Origin of the sequence: Spirillospora sp. NPDC000708, from assembly GCF_040299565.1 — a bacterium.
Lineage (GTDB): Bacteria > Actinomycetota > Actinomycetes > Streptosporangiales > Streptosporangiaceae > Spirillospora.
In genome coordinates, this window is sequence record NZ_JBEPCJ010000002.1 from 20,548 (window position 1) to 38,582 (window position 18,035).

Consider the following 18,035-nt stretch of genomic DNA (forward strand, 5'->3'; position numbering starts at 1 on the left):
CGCGGCCCCGCCCGACGCGCACGGCCCAGGCGGACGGGGCTTAGGAGAGCGGGCTCAGGCGGGCGCGCCGCGCCTCGCCTGGGCCCGGTAGTGGTCGAGGACGTCCTGCCGCAGCAGGTGGCCGAAGCCCGCCCGCTCCAGCCGCAGCGCCAGGGCCGCCTCGCCGATGCCGAGGGCGGCGGCCGTCGCGTCCAGCCGCCACTCGTGCGCGGCCAGGCGCGTCAGCAGGTGGCCGCGGCGCACCTGCGAGTCCGAGAGCCGGTACGTCTTCAGGTAGGCGACGCGGCCGTCCTCCCCGGTGATCGTCTCGCCGATGTGGTTCTCCTTGCGCAGCCCGAACGACGGCAGGAACCGCGACAGCTCGAACCCGTGCAGGCGCTGCACGCGCTGGCTGGTGCCGTCCTCGTCGAACAGGTCGCCGGCCATGACCTCGTCGTGGAAGGCGGCCCATTCGTCCCGGCGCCGGGACGCGGCGGCCCGCAGGTCGTGCAGCGAGGCGATCCCGGCGCCGTCGATCCCCGCCGACAGGTCGCCCGCCGGGACCCCGAGCAGCCCGTAATTGTAGATCAGCTCGCCGAACAGGTCCTCGACCAGCGTCGCGTGCAGGGCGCGGTAGTCGTCGGGATGCGGCGTGACGAACGCGCTGGCCAGCGCGTCGGCCACGTAGACGAGCACGCCGCACTGCCCGGGATGGATCTCGAAGATCCGGAGCGCGTCCCCCAGCCCGCGGACGTGGAGCCCGAGGTAGCTCTCCTCGCAGCGCGGCGACAGGCCGCGCGCCACCGCCCGCCTCGACCACTCCTCCCAGACGATCTCCGGGCCGCCGAAATGCAGGGCGAGGTAGCCCTCGACGGCCAGGTGCAGCGGCAGGAACCGGAGGCGGTCCTTCCCGGCCTTGCGCGCCATGCGCCGGGTGAGGCGGACGGGCATGCGCGGCGGGGCGGCCGCGGTGTCCCGCTCCAGCAGGCGCGTCCCGTAGGAGGCCGCCGGGGCCTGGTCGCCGTCGGCCCAGGTCGCCACGAACGCGTGCGGGACGAACGAGACGTAGGCGGACCCGTCGCCGACGTCCACGACGGACACCGGCTCCTCGTAGGCCTTCCGGTGCAGCCGCAGGTGCGGGACGGGCTCGTCCCGGACGAGCGGGACGAGCCGCACGGACCCCCAGACCTGCGCGGGCCGCGTCTCGAGCCCCTCCAGCGCGAACGTCATGCGCGCTCCCCCAGGAACCGGGCGGTCCGGTCGTCCAGGTGGGCGCGCAGCCCCGCGAGGCCGACCTGCCGCTCCGCGAAGCGGGCCAGCTCGACCAGGGTCGGCAGGTCCTCCGCGTCGCGGATGCCCGCGGTCGGCACGGCCGGGGACAGCCTCCGCACGTCGAAGTCGTCCGCGTCGTACACCGGGTTGAGGTGGGCGATCAGGACCCGCTGCCCGGGCGCCAGCCGGTGCCCGGGGTCGAGGCGCGTCCGCCAGATCCGCAGGACGTCGGCGGCGACGCCGGGCGGCGCGTTGTCGAAGCCGTCGGACACGATGATGAGCCGGTCGGGCCGGGTCTCCAGCGCGTCGATGATCCGCTCCCCCAGCGGCGTCGGGCCGAACGGGTAGGCGAGCAGCTCGTCGGTGCGGCCCGACGTCCACAGCGGCGTGTACTCCTTGGCGAGCGCCTCCAGCAGGTAGTGGGCGGCGAGCGCGACCGCGAGCGGCCGGCGGCGCTTCTGCCCGGAGCCGGTCGAGGAGTGGCTGTCGTCCAGCACCGCCGCGACGCGGCCCCACGAGCCGCGCGCCGGCCCGGCGACGCGGCGGGCGGCGGTCCGCAGCGCCCCGGTCAGTTCCGCACGGCGCGCCGCGCGGTCGTCGAGCGGGAGCGCGAGCACGTAGGACGCCAGCCGGGTCAGCGGCATCGCGGTCAGGTCCGCGGCCACGGCCGAAGCGCCGGCCTCGCGCGCGTTCTCCTGCAGGCGCAGCCGCTCCAGCCTGGTCATGCGGGGCGCGATGCGCTCCAGGAACACCTCGCGCGGCACGCGGTGCTTGGCCGCGAACCCCTCCGCGATGGTGTAGGGCAGCTCGTACAGCGCGGCCTTCTCGTAGTGCGCGCGCCGCCACTGCTCAAGGATGGGCGTCGCGTAGGACTTCGCCCGGAGCGGATCGAACAGGAAGACGCGGAGCTCGCCGCCGGGCTGGGCGTGGACGTGGCGGACGGCGGTCTTGACGCCGTTGCGGTACTTGACGGCGTCGAACGCGGGGTCGGCGCGGGCCTCCAGCCAGCCGCGGATGATCGCGCGCGTGCGCCGGTTGTTGACCTTCAGCCGGCGCAGCTCGCGGAACAGCCGGTACACCCGCTGCCGCGGCATCAGCTCCAGCCGCCGCGCGATCAGCCGCCCCTCGGCGCGGCGCCGCTCCACGCCGACGTCGGACGCCCGCACCAGCAGGTTGCGGATGATGATCGCGGCGTTGTGGTCGTTGACGTCGAGCGCGAGCGCCGCGGCGTAGACCTCCCGGTAGTTCTCCAGCGTGTAGGCGTGCAGGAACTCCAGGGAGAGGCGCTGGTCGCCGGGGGCGTGGTGGAACTCCCGCTGGCCGGTGGAGGTGATCGCGGCGTTGACGAACATCAGCGCGTCCTCGCAGGCGATCAGGTCCGCGAACGTCTCGCTCATCGTGATCCAACACAGGCCGGGGATGGGGGCGCCGGCCGGGGAAGGGGAGCGCGAGCAGCGAATCATCGCTTTACAGGGCGGGTTCCGGAAGTCGCACCGAAGTCCCGCGGCCGGCCCCCGCACCGTAGCACCGGGGAGCGGGGGCGGGCGCGTCCATTTCCGGCGTCAGGGGCGGTAGGTGCCGAAGTACCACTCGTTGCCGTCCAGGTCGCGGGCGGCGTAGTCGCGCGAGCCGTAGTCGGTGTCGGCGAGCTCGCGGAAGATCTCGGCGCCGGCGGCCTTCGCGCGGGCGTGGTGGGCGTCCGGGTCGTCGATCGCCACGTACACGGCCGCCTTGACCCGCACGCCGGTGCCGAACATGAAGAGCCCGGTGTCGTACCCCATCTCGGCGTGGACGATCGCGCCGGAGTCGTCCCGGTGCACGTCGTGCGGGACGAACCCGAACGCCTTCTCCAGCCACTCCATCGACTTGTCGGGGTCGGCGGTGGCGATCAGCGGGTAGAAGGTCCGCCGGGTCTCGCTGGTCATGTCGTCCTCCTCGGTCGTCCGGTGACATGCCCAGTCTCCGCCGCGCCTCTCCGGCGGGTCTTGGACGAATGGGAGGTCGGAGGCGGTGCGGCCGCCGCGGCGCGGGTCGGCGGGCGCCGGCGGAGGTCGCGGGCGCCGGCGCCGACGCGGGTCAGCGGCGGGCGGCGTCGCGCTCGTCGGCGAGGCGGCGCGTCTCGTCCGAGACCGGCGCGCCGAGGATCGCGGCGACGACGTCGATCAGGTAGCTGGTGAACAGCCGGTCGTCGGTGCGCGGCCCCGAGCGCGCGCGCCGGGCCAGCTCGGTCGCGGCGTAGAGGATCGCGGTGAACCGGCGGTGCAGCCGCGCCGCGTCCTCCTCCAAAACGGGTTCCACGAGGTCGCGCCACCGGCACAGGCTGTCGGGCTTCGGCCGGTGCGCCGCTCCCCCGGCTCCGGCCTCGCCCGCCTCTGCCGGGTCGTCAAGGAGCACGGACGGGAGCAGCGGGCGCGGCCGGTTCACCACGTCCGCCCAGATCTGCAGGAACGCGCGGCCCGACGCGTCGCCGAGGCAGGCCGCCATGGGGCGGACGAGCGCGGCGGCGAGCGCGCGCCCGCCCGGCACGCCGTCGGCCTCGTAGGCGTCGAGCAGGGCGTGCCGGCGCGCCTCGATCTCCGGGGCGTGCCGGGCGAGGATCGCGCGCACGATCCCCGCCCGGTCGCCGAAGTGGTACTGCACGGCCGTGGCGTTGCGGGCGCCGGCGGCCTGCACGATCTCGCGCAGGCTGACGGCGTCGATCCCGCGCTCGGCGTAGAGCCGCTCGGCCGCGTCCAGCAACCGCTCCCGCGTCTCGTTCATTCGTTACCTATAGCGTGTTCCAGGGCGTCGGCGAAGCGGGCGCGGGCCGCCTCGCGGCGGGTCGGCAGATGCCCGGACGGCCACAGGCCCTCGACGGGCTCGGCGTCGCGCAGCAGCTGCCGCGCCACGGTGATCTTGTGGACCTCGGTGGGGCCGTCGGCGATGGCCATCGCCTGCGCGCCCATCATCATGGCGGCGAACGGCATCTCGTTCGACACGCCGAGGGCGCCGTGCAGGTGCATCGCGCGCTGCACGACGTCGTGGTACACCTTCGGCATCGCGGCCTTGACCGCGGCGATGTCCTTGCGGACCTTCTTGTAGTCCTTGTGCTTGTCGATGAGCCAGGCGGTGCGCAGCACGAGCAGCCGGAACTGCTCGATCTCGATCCAGCTGTCGGCGATCTTCTCCTGGGTCATCTGCATCTTGGCGAGCGGCCCGAACCGGGTCCGCCGGGAGACGGCGCGCTCGCACATCATGTCGAACGCCTTGCGGACCTGCGCGATCGTGCGCATGGCGTGGTGGATGCGGCCGCCGCCGAGGCGCGTCTGGGCGATGACGAACGCGCCGCCCTCGTCGCCGAGCAGGTTCTCGGCCGGGACGCGGACGTTCTCGTAGCGCAGGTAGCCGTGCGAGCCCTCGCGCTCGCCGCCGACGCCGACGTTGCGGACGGTGGTCAGCCCCGGCGTGTCGGCGGGGACGATGAACATCGACATGCCCTCGTAGGCGGACACGTCGGGGTTCGACACGGCCATCACGATCAGGAACTCGGCGTGCCGCGCGTTGGAGGAGAACCACTTCTCGCCGTTGATGACCCAGCCGTCGCCGTCGCGGACGGCGCGGGTGGTGAACAGGGTCGGGTCGGCGCCGCCGTGCGGCTCGGTCATCGAGTAGGACGAGGAGATCTCGCCGTCCAGCAGCGGGCGCAGGTAGCGCTCCTTCTGCTCGGGCGTGCCGAAATGGGCGATGATCTCGGCGTTGCCGGAGTCGGGGGCCTGGCAGCCGAACACCGAGGGCGCCCACCGGGACCGCCCGAGGATCTCGTTCAGCAGCGCGAGCTTCACCTGCCCGTAGCCCTGGCCGCCGAGTTCGGGGCCGAGGTGGCACGCCCACAGGCCCTTCTCGCGGACCTGGTCCTGCAGGGGCCGCACCATCGTCTTGTAGCGGGGGTCGGACTTGTCGTACGGGTCGCCCAGCACCAGGTCGAGGGGTTCGACCTCGTCGCGGACGAAGGCGTCCGCCCAGTCGAGAAGTTCCTGGTAGGCGGGGTCGGTCTCGAAGTCCCAGGCCATGGCGAGCCTCCTGCGGTCGGTGCGCTCCGTCCCGTGAATAATCGAGCCATCTCAATGAATAATGCAAGTGCATGACTGTTACTCTCCGGCAGACCGCCGTACCCGAAAGGAACCGCCGTGCAGCCTGAGCAGATCGACCCCGCGCTGGTGGACTTCGCCGTCCTGGCGGCGTGGATGGACGGGCAGGGCCTGCCGGGCGGCGCGTTCGAAGGGGTCGAGCCGCTGACGGGCGGGACGCAGAACACGCTGGTCCGCTTCCGCCGCGGCGGCCGGGACTACGTGCTGCGGCGCGGTCCCGCGCACCTACGCGCCCGCACCAACGACGTGCTGCGCCGCGAGGCGCGCGTGCTCGCCGCGCTGGACGGCACCGACGTGCCCGCGCCCCGCGTGATCGCGGCCTGCCCGGACGAGTCGGTCATGAACGGCGCCGTGTTCTACCTGATGACGCCGGTCGAGGGCTTCAACGCCTCAGTGTCCCTGCCGGAGTTGCACGCCGGGGACGCGTCCGTCCGGCATGCGATGGGCCTGAACGCGGCGCGCGCGCTGTCCGCGCTGGGCGCGGTCGACCACGAGGCCGTCGGGCTGTCGGACTTCGGCAAGCCGGAGGGCTTCCTGGAGCGGCAGGTGAGCCGCTGGCTCTCCGAACTCGACTCCTACAGCACGCTGGACGGCTACCCCGGGCCGGAGATCCCGGGTCTGGACGACGTGGCGCGCTGGCTGGAGGAGCACCGCCCTGCGACATGGCGGCCCGGCGTCCTGCACGGCGACTACCACCTGGCCAACCTGATGTACTCCTTCGACGGCCCCGAGGTGGCGGCGATCGTCGACTGGGAGATGTGCACGATCGGCGACCCGCTGCTCGACCTCGGCTGGCTGCTGGCCACCTGGCCGCAGCACGGCGACGAGAGCGCGCAGCTGGCCGGGCCGCTGGGCGCGGCCGGGGGCCTGCCGACGACGGACGAGCTGGTCGCCGCCTACGCCGAGCGCGCGGACGCCGTCGCCGGCCGCGACCTGTCGTCCATCACGTGGTACGCGGTGCTCGCCTGCTTCAAGCTCGGGATCGTCCTGGAGGGCACGCACGCGCGGGCGTTCGCCGGGAAGGCGCCGAAGGAGACCGGCGACCTGCTGCACGCCATCACGCTCGGGCTGTTCCGCCGCGCGCAGGCGTTCATCGCCTCCTGACCCGCGCCCCGGGCGCCCTCGCCGGACGCCCGCTCCCAAGTACTACCCGTCGTAGAACTACCCCTTGTAGAACTACGACGCGTCGTACTACGTTCGGTCGTACAGGTCACCGGCGACCGACCCCCCTGGGAGTGGCGCATGTCCTTGACCGAACGGCGCGCTTCGACGGCCGAACAAGCCCTGAACGCCCTGGACGACCGGCTCGGCACCACCGGTTTCGCCCGCCGCGCCGCCCGCAAGGCGTTCCCCGACCACTGGTCCTTCCTCATCGGCGAGATCGCCCTCTACTCCTTCCTCGTCCTGCTCGCCTCCGGCGTCTTCCTGACGTTCTTCTTCAAGCCGAGCATGTCCGAGGTCGTCTACCACGGCTCCTACGCACCGCTCCGCGGCGTCGAGATGAGCGAGGCGTACGCCTCGACGCTGCGCCTGAGCATGGACGTGCGCGGCGGCCTGCTCGTGCGGCAGGTGCACCACTGGTCCGCGCTGATCTTCCTTTCGGCGATCCTGGCGCACATGCTCCGGGTGTTCTTCACCGGCGCGTTCCGCAAGCCGCGCGAGCTGAACTGGCTGCTCGGCATCGTGCTGTTCACGCTGGCGATGGCCAACGGGTTCACCGGCTACTCGCTGCCGGACGACCTGCTGTCCGGCACCGGGCTGCGGCTGGTGCTCGGCGCCGCGCAGGCGATCCCGCTCGTCGGCAGCTACCTCGCGTTCTTCCTGCTCGGCGGGCAGTTCCCCGGCACCGACCTCATCCCGCGGCTCTACGTCGTGCACGTGCTGCTGGTGCCGGGCCTGATGGCGGCGCTGGTGCCGCTGCACGCGATCGTGCTGCCGTGGGTGCAGAAGCACACCGACTTCCGGCGCGGCCGCAGCACCGAGCGGACCGTCGAGGGCAAGCCGTTCTACCCGGTCTTCATGGCCAAGACCACGGCGTTCGTCCTGTTCACCGCGGGCGTGACCGTGCTGCTGGCGGCCTTCCTGCAGATCAACCCGGTCTGGCAGTACGGCCCCTACTCCCCCAGCGCGATCAGCGCCGGGTCGCAGCCCGACTGGTACCTGGCGTTCGGGGACGGGGCGCTGCGGCTGATGCCGGGCTGGGACGTCACCGTCGCCGGGCACACCCTCTCCTTCGGCATCCTCGTCCCGCTGCTGGTCATCACCGTGTTCTTCACGGTGCTCGCGCTCTACCCGTTCATCGAGCGGCGCGCGACGGGCGACACGGCGTTCCACCATGTGCTCGACCGCCCGCGCGACGCCGCGACGCGGACGGGCCTGGGCGCCGCCGGGATCGTCTTCTACGGCGTGCTGTGGGCGGCGGCCGGCAACGACGTCATCGCCGACCGGTTCGACGTGTCGCTGTTCGCGACCACCTGGTTCTTCCGCGTCGCGCTCCTCGCCGGGCCGCCGCTGGCGTTCGCGGTGACGCGGCGGCTGTGCCTCGGCCTCCAGCGCCGGGACCTGCTGCTTCTGGAGCACGGCGTCGAGACCGGGATCATCGTCCGCTCCCCCTCCGGCGGGTTCGGCGAGCGGACCCGGCCCCTCCCGGCGGAGGCCGCGGAGCGGCTCCGGGCGAGGACCGCGGTCCCGAGGCCGTCCGGCGGGCCGCTGGCACGGCTGTTCGCCGGCGGGGAGCTGGAGCGTTCCGAGGAGAAGGAGCACCGCCCGGTGCCGCGCTGATGCGATGATCACGGGTGGGAGGTGCCGCGATGGAGATCCGCAGCGGCGGACCGGACGACGTACCCGTGATCATGGCGATGCTGGACGGCGCCGTCGCCTGGCTGGCGAGCAACGGGCGGACCGGCCAGTGGGGCGCCGAGCCCTGGTCGCGCGACCCGCGCCGGGTCGAGCGGATCACCGGCATCGCCCGCGACGACGAGATCCTGGTGGCGGAGGCGGACGGCCGTCCCGCCGGGGTCATGGCCGTCGCGCCGGGCCCGCCGTCCTACGTCGGCGCGGCCGACGAGCCCGAGCTGTACATCACGCTGCTGGTGACCGACCGGGCGTTCGCCGGCCGCGGCGTCGGCGCCGCCCTGATCGGCGAGGCGAGACGGCTGGCGCGGGCCCGGGGCGCCGGGCTGCTGCGCGTCGACTGCTACGGCGGCGGGGACGGGCGGCTCGTCGAGTACTACCGGCGCCAGGGGTTCGCGACGGTCGCCGAGTTCAAGGTGGGCGACTGGCCGGGGCAGGTGCTGTCGCAGCGCGTCGACGCCGCGGGCTGAGCCCCGCCCGCCTTGCGGATCGCGGCGGGCGGGGCGCAGTCTGGAAGGGACCGGCGGGATCGGGGCAGTCGGTGACGCCCTTACGCCGCACGGACGGCGACCGAGCCGCTCGCCCCGTCCCGCCGGTCTGCGCGGCCCTCCGGCACCGCCGGTCCTCGGGCGGGCCGCACCTGGAGCGGGCCGGTTTTCAGGCGGACTGGCCGGTGAGCTCGCCCGCCGGGTCCTCCGGCGCGGCGAGCCTGTCGCCCGCGTCGGCGGTGTAGTCGTCGGGGCTCGTCTCGTCCGGCCCCGCCGGCACCTTGAACGCCCGGACGAGCGCCGTGACCGCGACCGCGACGACCATGTTCAGCACGAACGCGGTCAGCGCGATGTAGCCGGTGTGCCCGATGAACGGGATGTCGGCGAGCGGCGAACCGAAGTGGCTCTGCGTCGGCGACGCCTGGTCGTAGGCGGTGTAGGTGCCGTACGCCATGCCCGCGGCCCAGCCGGCGAGCAGGCCCCACCGGTCCAGCCACCGCGTGTACAGGCCGATGCCGATGGCGGGGAACGTCTGCACGACCCAGATGCCGCCGAGCAGTTGCAGGTTGATCGCCAGCGACTTGTCGAAGCCGAGCACGAACACCAGCGCGCCCAGCTTCACCAGCAGCGACACCAGCTGCGACACCCGGGTCTCCTCCTCGGGCGAGGCGTCCGGCCGGATGAAGGAGGTGTAGACGTTGCGGGTGAACAGGTTGGACGCGGCGATCGACATGATCGCGGCGGGCACCAGCGCGCCGACCCCGATCGCGGCGAACGCGACGCCGGCGAACCAGTCGGGGAAGACCTGGTCGAACAGCTCCGGGACCGCCAGCTGCGGGTTGCCGGCGTGCTTCACGGCGGCGACCACGCCGGGGTGGGCGAGCGCCATGTAGCCGAGCAGCGCGAGCAGCCCGAGCAGCAGCGAGTACGCGGGCAGCAGCGCCGCGTTCCGGCGGATCACGTCGCGGCGCCCGGCGGCGAGCGCGCCGGTCACGCTGTGCGGGTAGATGAACAGCGCGAGCGACGAGCCGAGCGCCAGCGTCCCGTACGCCCAGTGCGTCATGTCATTGGTGAACAGCGAGCCGGCGGGCTTGCCCGTCGCCGGGTTCGGCTTGGCGAGCGCGGCGGCGGACTTGTCGAAGATGCCGTCCCAGCCGCCGAGCCTGGTCGGGATGTAGACGATCGCGACGATGATGACGAGGTAGATCAGCGCGTCCTTGACGAACGAGATCAGCGCCGGCGCCCGCAGCCCCGAGGTGTAGGTGTAGGCGGCCAGCAGCGCGAACGCGATGAACAGCGGCAGGTCCTTCGCCCAGCCGGACCCGGACACGCCCATCACCGTCAGGACGGCCTGGATGCCGACGAGCTGGAGCGCGATGTACGGCATCATCGCCAGGATCCCGGTGAGCGCGATGGCGAGCCCCAGCGACCGGGAGCCGTACCGGCCGCGGACGAAGTCGGCCGCGGTCACGTAGCCGTGCCGCTGCGCGACCGACCACAGCCGCGGGCCGATCAGGAACACGATCGGGTAGGCGATCGCGCCGTAGGGCACCGACCAGAAGCCCATCGCGCCGCCCGCGAACACCGCCGACGGCACGGCGATGAACGTGTAGGCGCTGTAGAGGTCGCCGCCGAGCAGGAACCAGGTGACGAACGTGCCGAAGCTGCGGCCGCCGAGGCCCCACTCGTCCAGGTGCATGATGGTCTGGCCGCGCCGCCAGCGCGCGGCCGCGAAGCCGACCACCGTCACCACCGCGAAGAAGACGATGAAGATGGTCAGTTCGACGCCGTTGACGTCCTTCACTTCGCCTCACCCCGCTTGCGGGTGAGCAGGTGCGCGCTTCCGATGCAGACGGCCGTGAGCACCACCCACAGCAGCTGCCACCAGTAGAAGAACGGGAAGCCGGCCACGTGCGGGCCGTCCTTGGCGTAGGTCGGCACGGCGAGGTAGACGGCGAAGGGGACGACCAGCAGGACGCCCGCCACCGCCTTCCGTGCGAGGGACGGGCTGGGAGGGGGTGAAGAGGCGGGGGACGTATCACTCACGGATGACCTCCATGGGCCGGGGGAACGAGCGGCCGGGGCGATTCTCGCCCCCGCAATATTGCGATCTTCGAACCGCCGGCACCAGTCCCGGGGCCATTTGTTGACCAAGTCGAGCCCTGTGTCGTTTTCCCGCCAGCGGAACGGTCCACGCGCACGGCATCCTCGGCTCATGGACGAAGCCCGCAAGGACCGGACCAGCACCGGCCCGACCCGCCGCCCGTTCCGCTTCGGCGTGGTCGGCGAGTCGGTCCGCTCCGGCGCGGACCTGCTCGCGACGGCGCGGCGCGCGGAGGACCTCGGGTACTCCACCCTGATCCTGCGCGACCACTTCGTGGCCGAGCCGTTCGGCGACCAGCTCGCCCCGATGGTCGCGCTGGCGTCGGCCGCCGCCGCGACGAGCACGCTGCGGGTCGGCACGATGGTGCTCTGCAACGACTACCGGCACCCGGTGATGCTCGCGAAGGAGGCGGCGACGCTCGACCACCTGTCGGGCGGCCGCTTCGAGCTGGGCCTCGGCGCGGGCTGGCTCCGCGAGGAGTACGAGGCCGCCGGGATGCCGTTCGACGCCGCGGGCGTGCGGGTCGGTCGCATGGAGGAGTCGCTGCGGATCCTGCGAAGCCTGCTGTCGGGCGAGAAGACGAGCTTCACCGGCGAGCACTACCGGATCGACGGCCTGACGGTGTTCCCGCGCCCGGAGCGCCGCCCGCCGCTCGTGGTCGGCGCGGGCAGCCGGCGGATGCTCGGCATCGCGGGGCGGCTCGCCGACACCGTCGGGATCCTGCCCCGCGCCCTCCCGGACGGGACGATCTCCGAGGAGATCGGCGAACGGCTCCCGGAGACCATCGAGCGCAAGGTCGGCTGGATCCGGGAGGCCGCCGCCGGGCGCGACGTCGAGCTGAGCATGCTGGTCACGCCCACCTTCGGCCCCGATCCGCGCCGCGCCGCCGCGAAGGTCGCGGTCACCCGCGGCTGGGGCACCGCGTCCACCGACCTGGTGCTGGAGATGCCGTCGCAGTTCGTCGGGCCGCCCGAGCACATCGCCGAGCAGATGCTCGCCCGCCGCGACCGCTACGGCTTCACCTACTACCAGGTGTCCGACGAGGCGATGGACGCCTTCGCGCCCGTCATCGCGCACCTGTCCTGACGCACCCCCATGCGGGTGAACCTGGACGGCCCGCTCCTGGCCTCGCGCGCCCGCGCTCCCCCACCTGCGCGCGGGGGCGACCGTCGCGCGGACGACGGGCGCGGACGGCGGCTTCGGCCGCGTCCGGGAGCTGCAGGTGGTCCGGCGATCGAGGAGCCGCGCGACCTGCTGTCGACGCTGCTATACGTGGTCGACGAGGGCAGCGGGTTCCTCACCGGGCACACCATCAACGTCGACGGCGGCTCCGCGAAGCACCGACCGCCGGGGAGGCAGGACATGAGGCCGATCGAGGCGCTGCTGGAGATCGCCCGCGACGAGGGCGTCACGCGGATCTTCGGCAATCCCGGCACGACCGAGCTGCCGCTGATGGACGCGCTCGCGGCGGCGCCGGACCTGCGGTACGTGCTGGGGCTGCAGGAGGCGTCGGTGGTGGCGATGGCCGACGGGTACGCGCGGGCGGCGCGCCGTACCTCGATGGTCAGCCTGCACGTCGCGGCGGGCGTCGCGAACGGGCTGATCGGGATGCTGAACGCGCTGCGGTCGCGGACGCCGATGGTGGTCGTCGCGGGGCAGCAGGACCGGCGGCACCTCGTCCAGGACCCGATGCTGTCGGGCGACCTGGTGGGGCTGGCGTCGGCGGCGACCAAGAGCGCGGTCGAGGTGCAGCACGCCCGGGACCTTCCGGTACTGCTGCGGCGGGCGTTCGCGCTGGCGGCGCGTCCGCCGGCGGGACCGGTTCTGCTGTCGGTCCCGATGGACCTGCTGGAGGAGGACGGCGACGTCGCGGTCCCGGCGCGCTCCCCGGTGACCGGCCCGGGACCGGCGGACGTCGCGGACGCGGCGGCGCTGCTCGCGGCGGCCGAGCGTCCGGTCGTGATCGCCGGCGACGGGGTGGGGCGCGCGGGCGCCGTCGCGGACCTGGTCGCGGTCGCCGAACGGATCGGCGCGGTCGTGCACCACCAGCCGATGAACGACGGCGTCGACTTCCCCACCGGCCACCCGCTGTACGCGGGGATGCTGCCGCCGCGCAACGCGGTGATCCGGGAGACGCTCGCCGCGCACGACGCGGCACTGATCGCCGGGTGCCACGCGTTCATGCCGCACCACTACACACCGGGGCCGGCCGTCCCGGACGGGCTGGCGATCGTGCAGATCGACGAGGACCCGGCGGAGATCGGCCGCAACTTCGCGGTCCGGCACGGCCTGACCGGCGACCTTCCGGGGACGCTGGCCGCGCTCGCCGCCGCGCTGGACGGGCGGGTGCCGGCCGCGAAGGAGCGAACCGAGCGGCTCGGCGCGGCGCACGCCCGTGCCCGCGCGGAGACGGAGGAGCGGGCGCGCGCCGCCTATGGTCCGGCGCCGATGGACCCGGGCGCCGCCGCGCACGCGGTCGCGGCCGGGCTGCCGGACGGCGCGATCGTGGTCGAGGAGGCGATCACGACCGGGCTGAGGCTGCGCGCGGTGCTGCGGCAGGACCGGCCCGGCTCGTACGTGCACACGGTCGGCGGCGGGCTCGGCTGGGGCATCGGCGCCGCGATCGGCACCCGGATGGCCCGCGGCGACCGCCCGGTGGTCGCGGTCCTCGGCGACGGCTGCGCGATGTTCGGCGTGCAGGGGCTGTGGAGCGCCGCCCGCTACCGGGTTCCGGTCGCGTTCGTCGTGATGAACAACGGCGAGTACCGCACGCTCAAGGAGACCCTCGACGAGGGCGGCGGCGCGTCCGCCGAGCAGGGCCGCTACATCGGCATGGACCTCGCCCCTCCGGCGCTGGACTGGCAGGCCGCAGGGCGGTTGTTCGGCATCGCCGCGGTGCGCGCCGGGTCGGCGGCGGAGCTGGCCGAGGCGGTCGCGTCGGTGCGGGACCTGGACGCGCCGCTGCTGATCGAGGCCCCGATCACCGGGCACACCCCGTCGTCCGACACGGGGCCCCGGTGAGCGGCGAGCCGCGGCCCCTTGCCGGGGGCGCGCGATCACGGTGACGATCGGCGCATGGACATCCGCGCCGGGAGCGGGCCGCCGATCGCCCGGTACGCCGAGGTCGGTGCCGGCGCGCGGGCTCAGCCTGCTGAACCAGGAGTAGTCGGAGGCGGGGGTGTCCGCCGTCGCCGCGCCCGTCCTCGACCGCCGCGCTGTCGCTGTCGCGGGAGCTCGCCCGCGACGGCGCGAGCCCGCTGCCGTCGCGGTTAAGAAGCTCCTGAGCGGCGTCTAAGCGTCCTCTCACCCTCCGCTCATCATCGGTGGCCCACAGTGGTGCCCGGACCGACCGAGGGAGCGCGGATGACGGAGGCGGGCGCGGGCGCGCCGCGGATACTGGTGGCCGACGACGACCCGGCGGTGCGGTCGGCGCTGGAGCGCGTGCTGCGCTTCAACGGCTACGAGGTGGAGCTCGCGGCGGACGGGCTGGAGACGCTGGAGGCGATCGACCGGGCCGCCCCGGACGCGGTCGTACTGGACTGGATGATGCCGAACCTGGACGGGATCGGCACGTGCCGGATGCTGCGCGGCCGCGGCGACGACCTGCCGGTGCTGCTGCTGACCGCGCGTGACGAGCTGGACGACCGCGTCGCCGGGCTCGACGCGGGCGCCGACGACTACATCGCCAAGCCGTTCGAGCTGGAGGAGCTGACGGCGCGGCTGCGCGCGCTGCTGCGCCGCTCCCGCGGGTTCGGGGCGGAGCCCGGCGGCGACGAGGTGCTGCGGTTCGCGGACCTGGTGATGAACGTCGACACGCGGGAGGTCCGGCGCGGCGGGCGGCCGCTGCACCTGACCCGCACCGAGTTCGACCTGCTGGAGCTGCTGATGCGGCGGCCGCGGCGAGTGCTGGAGCGGGCCCGGATCCACGAGGAGGTGTGGGGGTTCGACTTCGGCCGCTCGTCGAACTCGCTGCACGTCTACATCGGCTACCTGCGCCGCAAGACCGAGGAGCACGGCGGGCCGCGGCTGATCCACACGGTGCGGGGCGTCGGCTACGCGCTGCGGGAGGGTCCGGTATGAGGGTCCGGTGGCGGTCGCGGTGGCAGGGGCCGTCGCTGCGGGCGCGGGTGGCGCTGCTGGCCGCCGGGACGGTCATCGCCGCGATCGTGGCGACGTCGGTGGTGTCGTTCACGATGTTCACCGGGCGGCTGCGCAAGGAGATCGACCAGAACCTCATCGGGCAGGCGCGGACGCTCGCCGACAACGTCAACGGCCGGCCCGGCGACCGGCACGACGGCGACCTGCTCGCGGCGCTGGACATGAGCGTCGCGACGGTCCGGGACGGCCGGGCGGTCTCGCCGCCGGGCACCCGGACGCCGCCGCCGGTCGACCAAGGCGCGGTGCGGAGGGTCTCCACGGCGGGCGGGCCGCCGTTCGTGCTGGCGGACGGCGAGTCGGGCGGCGTGCACATGCGGGTCATCACCGTCCGGGCGCAGGACGGGACCGTGATCGTGCTGGGCCGCTCGCTGACGATGGTCGACGAGACCGTCACCGGCTTCCAGTACATGACGATCATGGTCGGCGCGGGCGCGGCGGTGCTGGCGGCCGGCGCGGGCATCGCGGTCGCGGGCGCCGGGCTGCAGCCGGTGCGGCGGCTCACCCGCGCGGTCGCCGCGATCGCCCGCACCCAGGACCTGAACACCGAACCGATCCGGGTGTCGGGCGACGACGAGATCAGCCGGCTGGCGGGGAGCTTCAACGCGATGCTCGCCGCGCTGAACCGGTCCCGGGAGCGGCAGCGGCGGCTCGTCGCCGACGCCGGGCACGAGCTGCGCACCCCGCTGACCAGCCTGCGCACCAACATCGACCTGCTGATCCAGTCGCGCGCCCATCCCGAGCGGACGTTCCCCCACGGCAGCATGGACGCGCTCCTCGGGGACGTGAGGGCGCAGCTGCGGGAGCTGACGAACCTCGTCGGGGACCTGGTCGAGCTGGCCCGCGACGACGAGCAGGCCGCGGTGCGCACCGAGGTCCGGCTGGACCGGGTCGTCCCGCTCGCGGTCGAGCGGGTCCGGCTGCGGGCGCCGGCGGCGACGTTCGAGACGCTGCTGGAGCCGTGGCTGGTGCGCGGCTCGGAGCCGGCGCTCGTCCGCGCGGTGACGAACCTGCTGGACAACGCGGTGAAGTTCAGCCCGCCGGACGGCACCGTCCGGATCGTTCTGCGGGACGGGGAGCTGCTGGTCGCCGACGACGGGCCGGGGATCCCCGAGGCGACGCTCCCCTACGTCTTCGAGCGCTTCTACCGGGCGCCCGAGGCCCGCGCGCTGCCGGGCTCCGGGCTCGGGCTGGCGATCGTCCGGCACACCGCCGAGCAGCACGGCGGCGGCGTGTCGGCGTCCAACCGGCCCGAGGGCGGCGCGCTCATGCGCCTGCGCCTTCCTGGAACGCCGCAAGCGTCCGCGAACCCGCCGGGCCGATCGGCACGATCCGGTCCGCCGTCGGCGCCAGACGCAGGTCGTGGGTGATGAGGACGGTGGTCCGGCCGGCCATCAGCCGGCGCAGCGGGCCGAGGACGTTGCGGGCCGTCCGCGCGTCCAGGCCGGTGGTGGGCTCGTCGAGCACCAGGACCGGCGCGTCCCGCACCATCGCGCGGGCGATCCCGATCCGCTGCCGCTGGCCGCCCGACAGCAGCCGCCCCCGCTGCCCGATCTCGGTGTCGTAGCCGTCCGGCAGCGCGGTGACGAAGTCGTGGGCGTCGGCGGCGACCGCCGCGGCGACGATCTCCGCCTCCGTCGCGCCGGGCCGTCCGTAGGCGATGTTGTCGCGGACGGTGCCGGAGAACATCAGCGTCTCCTGCTGAAGCACGGTGACGGTGTCGCGGAGCGCGGCCAGCGACAGCTCCGGCAGCGGGACGCCGTCCAGCCGGATCCCGCCGGAGTCGGGGTCGTAGAAGCGCAGCAGCAGCTTGGTGACCGTCGACTTCCCGGCGCCGCTCGGCCCGGCCAGCAGCACCAGCTCGCCGGGACCGGCCTGGAAGGTGAGGTCCTCGATGGCGGGCCGGTCGGCGCCCGGGTAGCGGAACGTGACGTGGTCGAAGGCGACGCGCCCGCGCCGCGCGATCCGGGTGCGCGCCGCCGGAGGCTCGGCGACCGCGGGGCGGGTCCGCAGCACCTCCTGGACGCGGTCGGCGCCCGCCGCCGCCTCCGACGCGGTGAGCGCCAGCTCCCCGAGGCTCTGCACGTTCGGGTACAGGTAGCCGAGGTAGGCGGCGAAGGACAGCAGCCCGCCGAGCGTGACCCGGTGCTCCTGCAGTTCCCACGCGCCGACGCCCAGCACGACCAGCACGCAGACCGTCTCCACGACCTCGACCAGCGGCCCGTACAGGCTGGACAACCGGGCCTCGGCCATCTTCGCCGCCAGCCAGACGCGCCCCTCGTCGTGCAGCCGCCGCGCCTGCGCCTCCTGCCGGTTGTACGCCTGGACGAGCGGCTGGTTCGACAGGCTCTCCTCCACGGTGCCGGCCAGCGCGCCGTTGCTGAGCCGCTCCCGCCCGGCCGCCGCCCGGAACCGTCCGGAGAACCCCCGCGTCACCAGCAGGAAGACCGGGACGAGCGCGCACGCGACCAGCGCCAGGTCCCACCGGACGGCGAACGCGGCGGCCGCGAAGAACGCCGCGCTGACCACCGCCGTCGCCAGCCGGACCAGCCCGGACGCGACCAGCTCCTCGATCGCCTCGATGTCGTCGGTCAGCCGGGCCATCAGGTCCCCGAGCCGGCCCTGGTCGAAGAACTCCGGCGACAGCGTCTGGACGTGCGCGAACACCCGGTCGCGCAGCCGCAGCAGGAACCGCTCGCCCGCGAGCGTCGTCGCGTAGTCGCCGGCGAACGTCATCAGCGCGGCCGCCAGCGCGATGCCGAGCCACTCGGCGGCCGGCGTCCAGAAGGCGGCCAGGTCGCGGGCGGCCAGCGCCCGGTCGGTGATGACGCCGAACAGCCGGATCGCCGCGACCTCGCAGGCCGCCGCGGCGACGGCGAGCGCGCCGCCGAGCAGCAGCAGCCGCCGGTCGCCGCGCATCAGCGGCCAGAAATGCCGGAAAGTCGTGCGCACCGACACGACGGGCGCGGCCTCCGGCAAAGATGTACGGGCCACGTCCCCTCCTATCACTTTCGCGCGTTCCCGCGCAGGAAAAGGGACGGGAGCCGGCGGGGCGAG

At 73.9% G+C, this 18,035-nt stretch carries 15 protein-coding genes; 7 read left to right on the forward strand and 8 right to left on the reverse strand.

From position 1 onward, the window contains the following. Positions 1 to 54 precede the first annotated feature (54 nt). The 5 genes from ABT299_RS01645 to ABT299_RS01665 all read right to left on the reverse strand — a co-directional run bounded on the left by ABT299_RS01645 (position 55) and on the right by ABT299_RS01665 (position 5,300). Positions 55 to 1,209, reverse strand: a complete 1,155-nt coding sequence (locus tag ABT299_RS01645; protein ID WP_500249423.1) for an ARPP-2 domain-containing protein — start codon at positions 1,207 to 1,209, stop codon at positions 55 to 57. After that, positions 1,206 to 2,648, reverse strand: a complete 1,443-nt coding sequence (locus tag ABT299_RS01650; RefSeq protein ID WP_500249424.1) for a hypothetical protein — start codon at positions 2,646 to 2,648, stop codon at positions 1,206 to 1,208. The genes ABT299_RS01645 and ABT299_RS01650 overlap by 4 nt, the downstream gene beginning before the upstream one ends. A gap of 165 nt (positions 2,649 to 2,813) precedes the next feature. Then, complete coding sequence (locus tag ABT299_RS01655) at positions 2,814 to 3,176, reverse strand: VOC family protein (protein ID WP_387020886.1); 363 nt, start codon at positions 3,174 to 3,176, stop codon at positions 2,814 to 2,816. 151 nt (positions 3,177 to 3,327) lie between these two features. Then, entirely contained in the window at positions 3,328 to 4,011 is a 684-nt protein-coding gene (locus ABT299_RS01660; RefSeq protein ID WP_387020883.1) for a TetR family transcriptional regulator, read from the reverse strand. Then, a complete protein-coding gene (locus ABT299_RS01665) occupies positions 4,008 to 5,300 on the reverse strand; it encodes an acyl-CoA dehydrogenase family protein (RefSeq protein ID WP_190858326.1) in 1,293 nt (430 codons plus the stop codon). The genes ABT299_RS01660 and ABT299_RS01665 overlap by 4 nt, the downstream gene beginning before the upstream one ends. A gap of 117 nt (positions 5,301 to 5,417) precedes the next feature. On the opposite strand from ABT299_RS01665, the gene ABT299_RS01670 reads away from it, so the two are divergent. From ABT299_RS01670 to ABT299_RS01680, 3 genes are all read left to right on the forward strand, one after another. Next, a complete protein-coding gene (locus ABT299_RS01670) occupies positions 5,418 to 6,482 on the forward strand; it encodes a phosphotransferase family protein (RefSeq protein WP_347256764.1) in 1,065 nt (354 codons plus the stop codon). 138 nt (positions 6,483 to 6,620) lie between these two features. Next, positions 6,621 to 8,159, forward strand: a complete 1,539-nt coding sequence (gene qcrB / locus ABT299_RS01675) for a cytochrome bc1 complex cytochrome b subunit (RefSeq protein ID WP_190858328.1) — start codon at positions 6,621 to 6,623, stop codon at positions 8,157 to 8,159. Between the two features lie 29 nt (positions 8,160 to 8,188). Continuing rightward, positions 8,189 to 8,701 (forward strand): GNAT family N-acetyltransferase, encoded by a 513-nt coding sequence (locus ABT299_RS01680; protein ID WP_190858330.1) that lies wholly within the window; start codon positions 8,189 to 8,191, stop codon positions 8,699 to 8,701. Positions 8,702 to 8,888: 187 nt separating this feature from the next. Here the strand turns inward: ABT299_RS01680 and mctP are convergent, their stop codons facing one another. Continuing rightward, entirely contained in the window at positions 8,889 to 10,523 is a 1,635-nt protein-coding gene (gene mctP / locus ABT299_RS01685) for a monocarboxylate uptake permease MctP (RefSeq protein WP_500197585.1), read from the reverse strand. Further along, positions 10,520 to 10,765 (reverse strand): DUF3311 domain-containing protein, encoded by a 246-nt coding sequence (locus tag ABT299_RS01690; protein ID WP_387020867.1) that lies wholly within the window; start codon positions 10,763 to 10,765, stop codon positions 10,520 to 10,522. The genes mctP and ABT299_RS01690 overlap by 4 nt, the downstream gene beginning before the upstream one ends. Positions 10,766 to 10,934: 169 nt before the next feature. Between ABT299_RS01690 and ABT299_RS01695 the strand changes: the two genes are divergently transcribed. The 4 genes from ABT299_RS01695 to ABT299_RS01710 all read left to right on the forward strand — a co-directional run bounded on the left by ABT299_RS01695 (position 10,935) and on the right by ABT299_RS01710 (position 16,348). After that, entirely contained in the window at positions 10,935 to 11,909 is a 975-nt protein-coding gene (locus ABT299_RS01695; protein WP_500249425.1) for a TIGR03621 family F420-dependent LLM class oxidoreductase, read from the forward strand. A 9-nt stretch (positions 11,910 to 11,918) separates the two neighbouring features. Then, positions 11,919 to 13,844: a thiamine pyrophosphate-binding protein gene (locus tag ABT299_RS01700; protein ID WP_500249426.1), complete on the forward strand. Its 1,926-nt coding sequence runs from the start codon at positions 11,919 to 11,921 to the stop codon at positions 13,842 to 13,844. A gap of 342 nt (positions 13,845 to 14,186) precedes the next feature. Then, complete coding sequence (locus tag ABT299_RS01705) at positions 14,187 to 14,903, forward strand: response regulator transcription factor (protein WP_387020858.1); 717 nt, start codon at positions 14,187 to 14,189, stop codon at positions 14,901 to 14,903. After that, positions 14,900 to 16,348, forward strand: a complete 1,449-nt coding sequence (locus ABT299_RS01710) for an ATP-binding protein (protein WP_500249427.1) — start codon at positions 14,900 to 14,902, stop codon at positions 16,346 to 16,348. The genes ABT299_RS01705 and ABT299_RS01710 overlap by 4 nt, the downstream gene beginning before the upstream one ends. Here ABT299_RS01710 and ABT299_RS01715 read toward each other — a convergent pair. Beyond that, positions 16,245 to 17,972, reverse strand: coding sequence for an ABC transporter ATP-binding protein (locus tag ABT299_RS01715; RefSeq protein WP_500249428.1), 1,728 nt, complete (start codon positions 17,970 to 17,972; stop codon positions 16,245 to 16,247). The genes ABT299_RS01710 and ABT299_RS01715 overlap by 104 nt on opposite strands. Between the last annotated feature and the right edge of the window lie 63 nt (positions 17,973 to 18,035).

Excerpts from the sequence above, each read along its gene's own strand:
- ABT299_RS01665 (WP_190858326.1), bottom strand. The coding sequence starts at position 5,300 with ATGGCCTGGGACTTCGAGACCGACCCCGCCTACCAGGAACTTCTCGAC.
- ABT299_RS01680 (WP_190858330.1), top strand. The coding sequence starts at position 8,189 with ATGGAGATCCGCAGCGGCGGACCGGACGACGTACCCGTGATCATGGCG.
- ABT299_RS01695 (WP_500249425.1), top strand. The coding sequence starts at position 10,935 with ATGGACGAAGCCCGCAAGGACCGGACCAGCACCGGCCCGACCCGCCGC.
- ABT299_RS01710 (WP_500249427.1), top strand. The coding sequence starts at position 14,900 with ATGAGGGTCCGGTGGCGGTCGCGGTGGCAGGGGCCGTCGCTGCGGGCG.
- ABT299_RS01705 (WP_387020858.1), top strand. The coding sequence starts at position 14,187 with ATGACGGAGGCGGGCGCGGGCGCGCCGCGGATACTGGTGGCCGACGAC.
- ABT299_RS01645 (WP_500249423.1), bottom strand. The coding sequence starts at position 1,209 with ATGACGTTCGCGCTGGAGGGGCTCGAGACGCGGCCCGCGCAGGTCTGG.
- ABT299_RS01655 (WP_387020886.1), bottom strand. The coding sequence starts at position 3,176 with ATGACCAGCGAGACCCGGCGGACCTTCTACCCGCTGATCGCCACCGCC.
- ABT299_RS01700 (WP_500249426.1), top strand. The coding sequence starts at position 11,919 with ATGCGGGTGAACCTGGACGGCCCGCTCCTGGCCTCGCGCGCCCGCGCT.
- ABT299_RS01660 (WP_387020883.1), bottom strand. The coding sequence starts at position 4,011 with ATGAACGAGACGCGGGAGCGGTTGCTGGACGCGGCCGAGCGGCTCTAC.
- ABT299_RS01650 (WP_500249424.1), bottom strand. The coding sequence starts at position 2,648 with ATGAGCGAGACGTTCGCGGACCTGATCGCCTGCGAGGACGCGCTGATG.
- qcrB (WP_190858328.1), top strand. The coding sequence starts at position 6,621 with ATGTCCTTGACCGAACGGCGCGCTTCGACGGCCGAACAAGCCCTGAAC.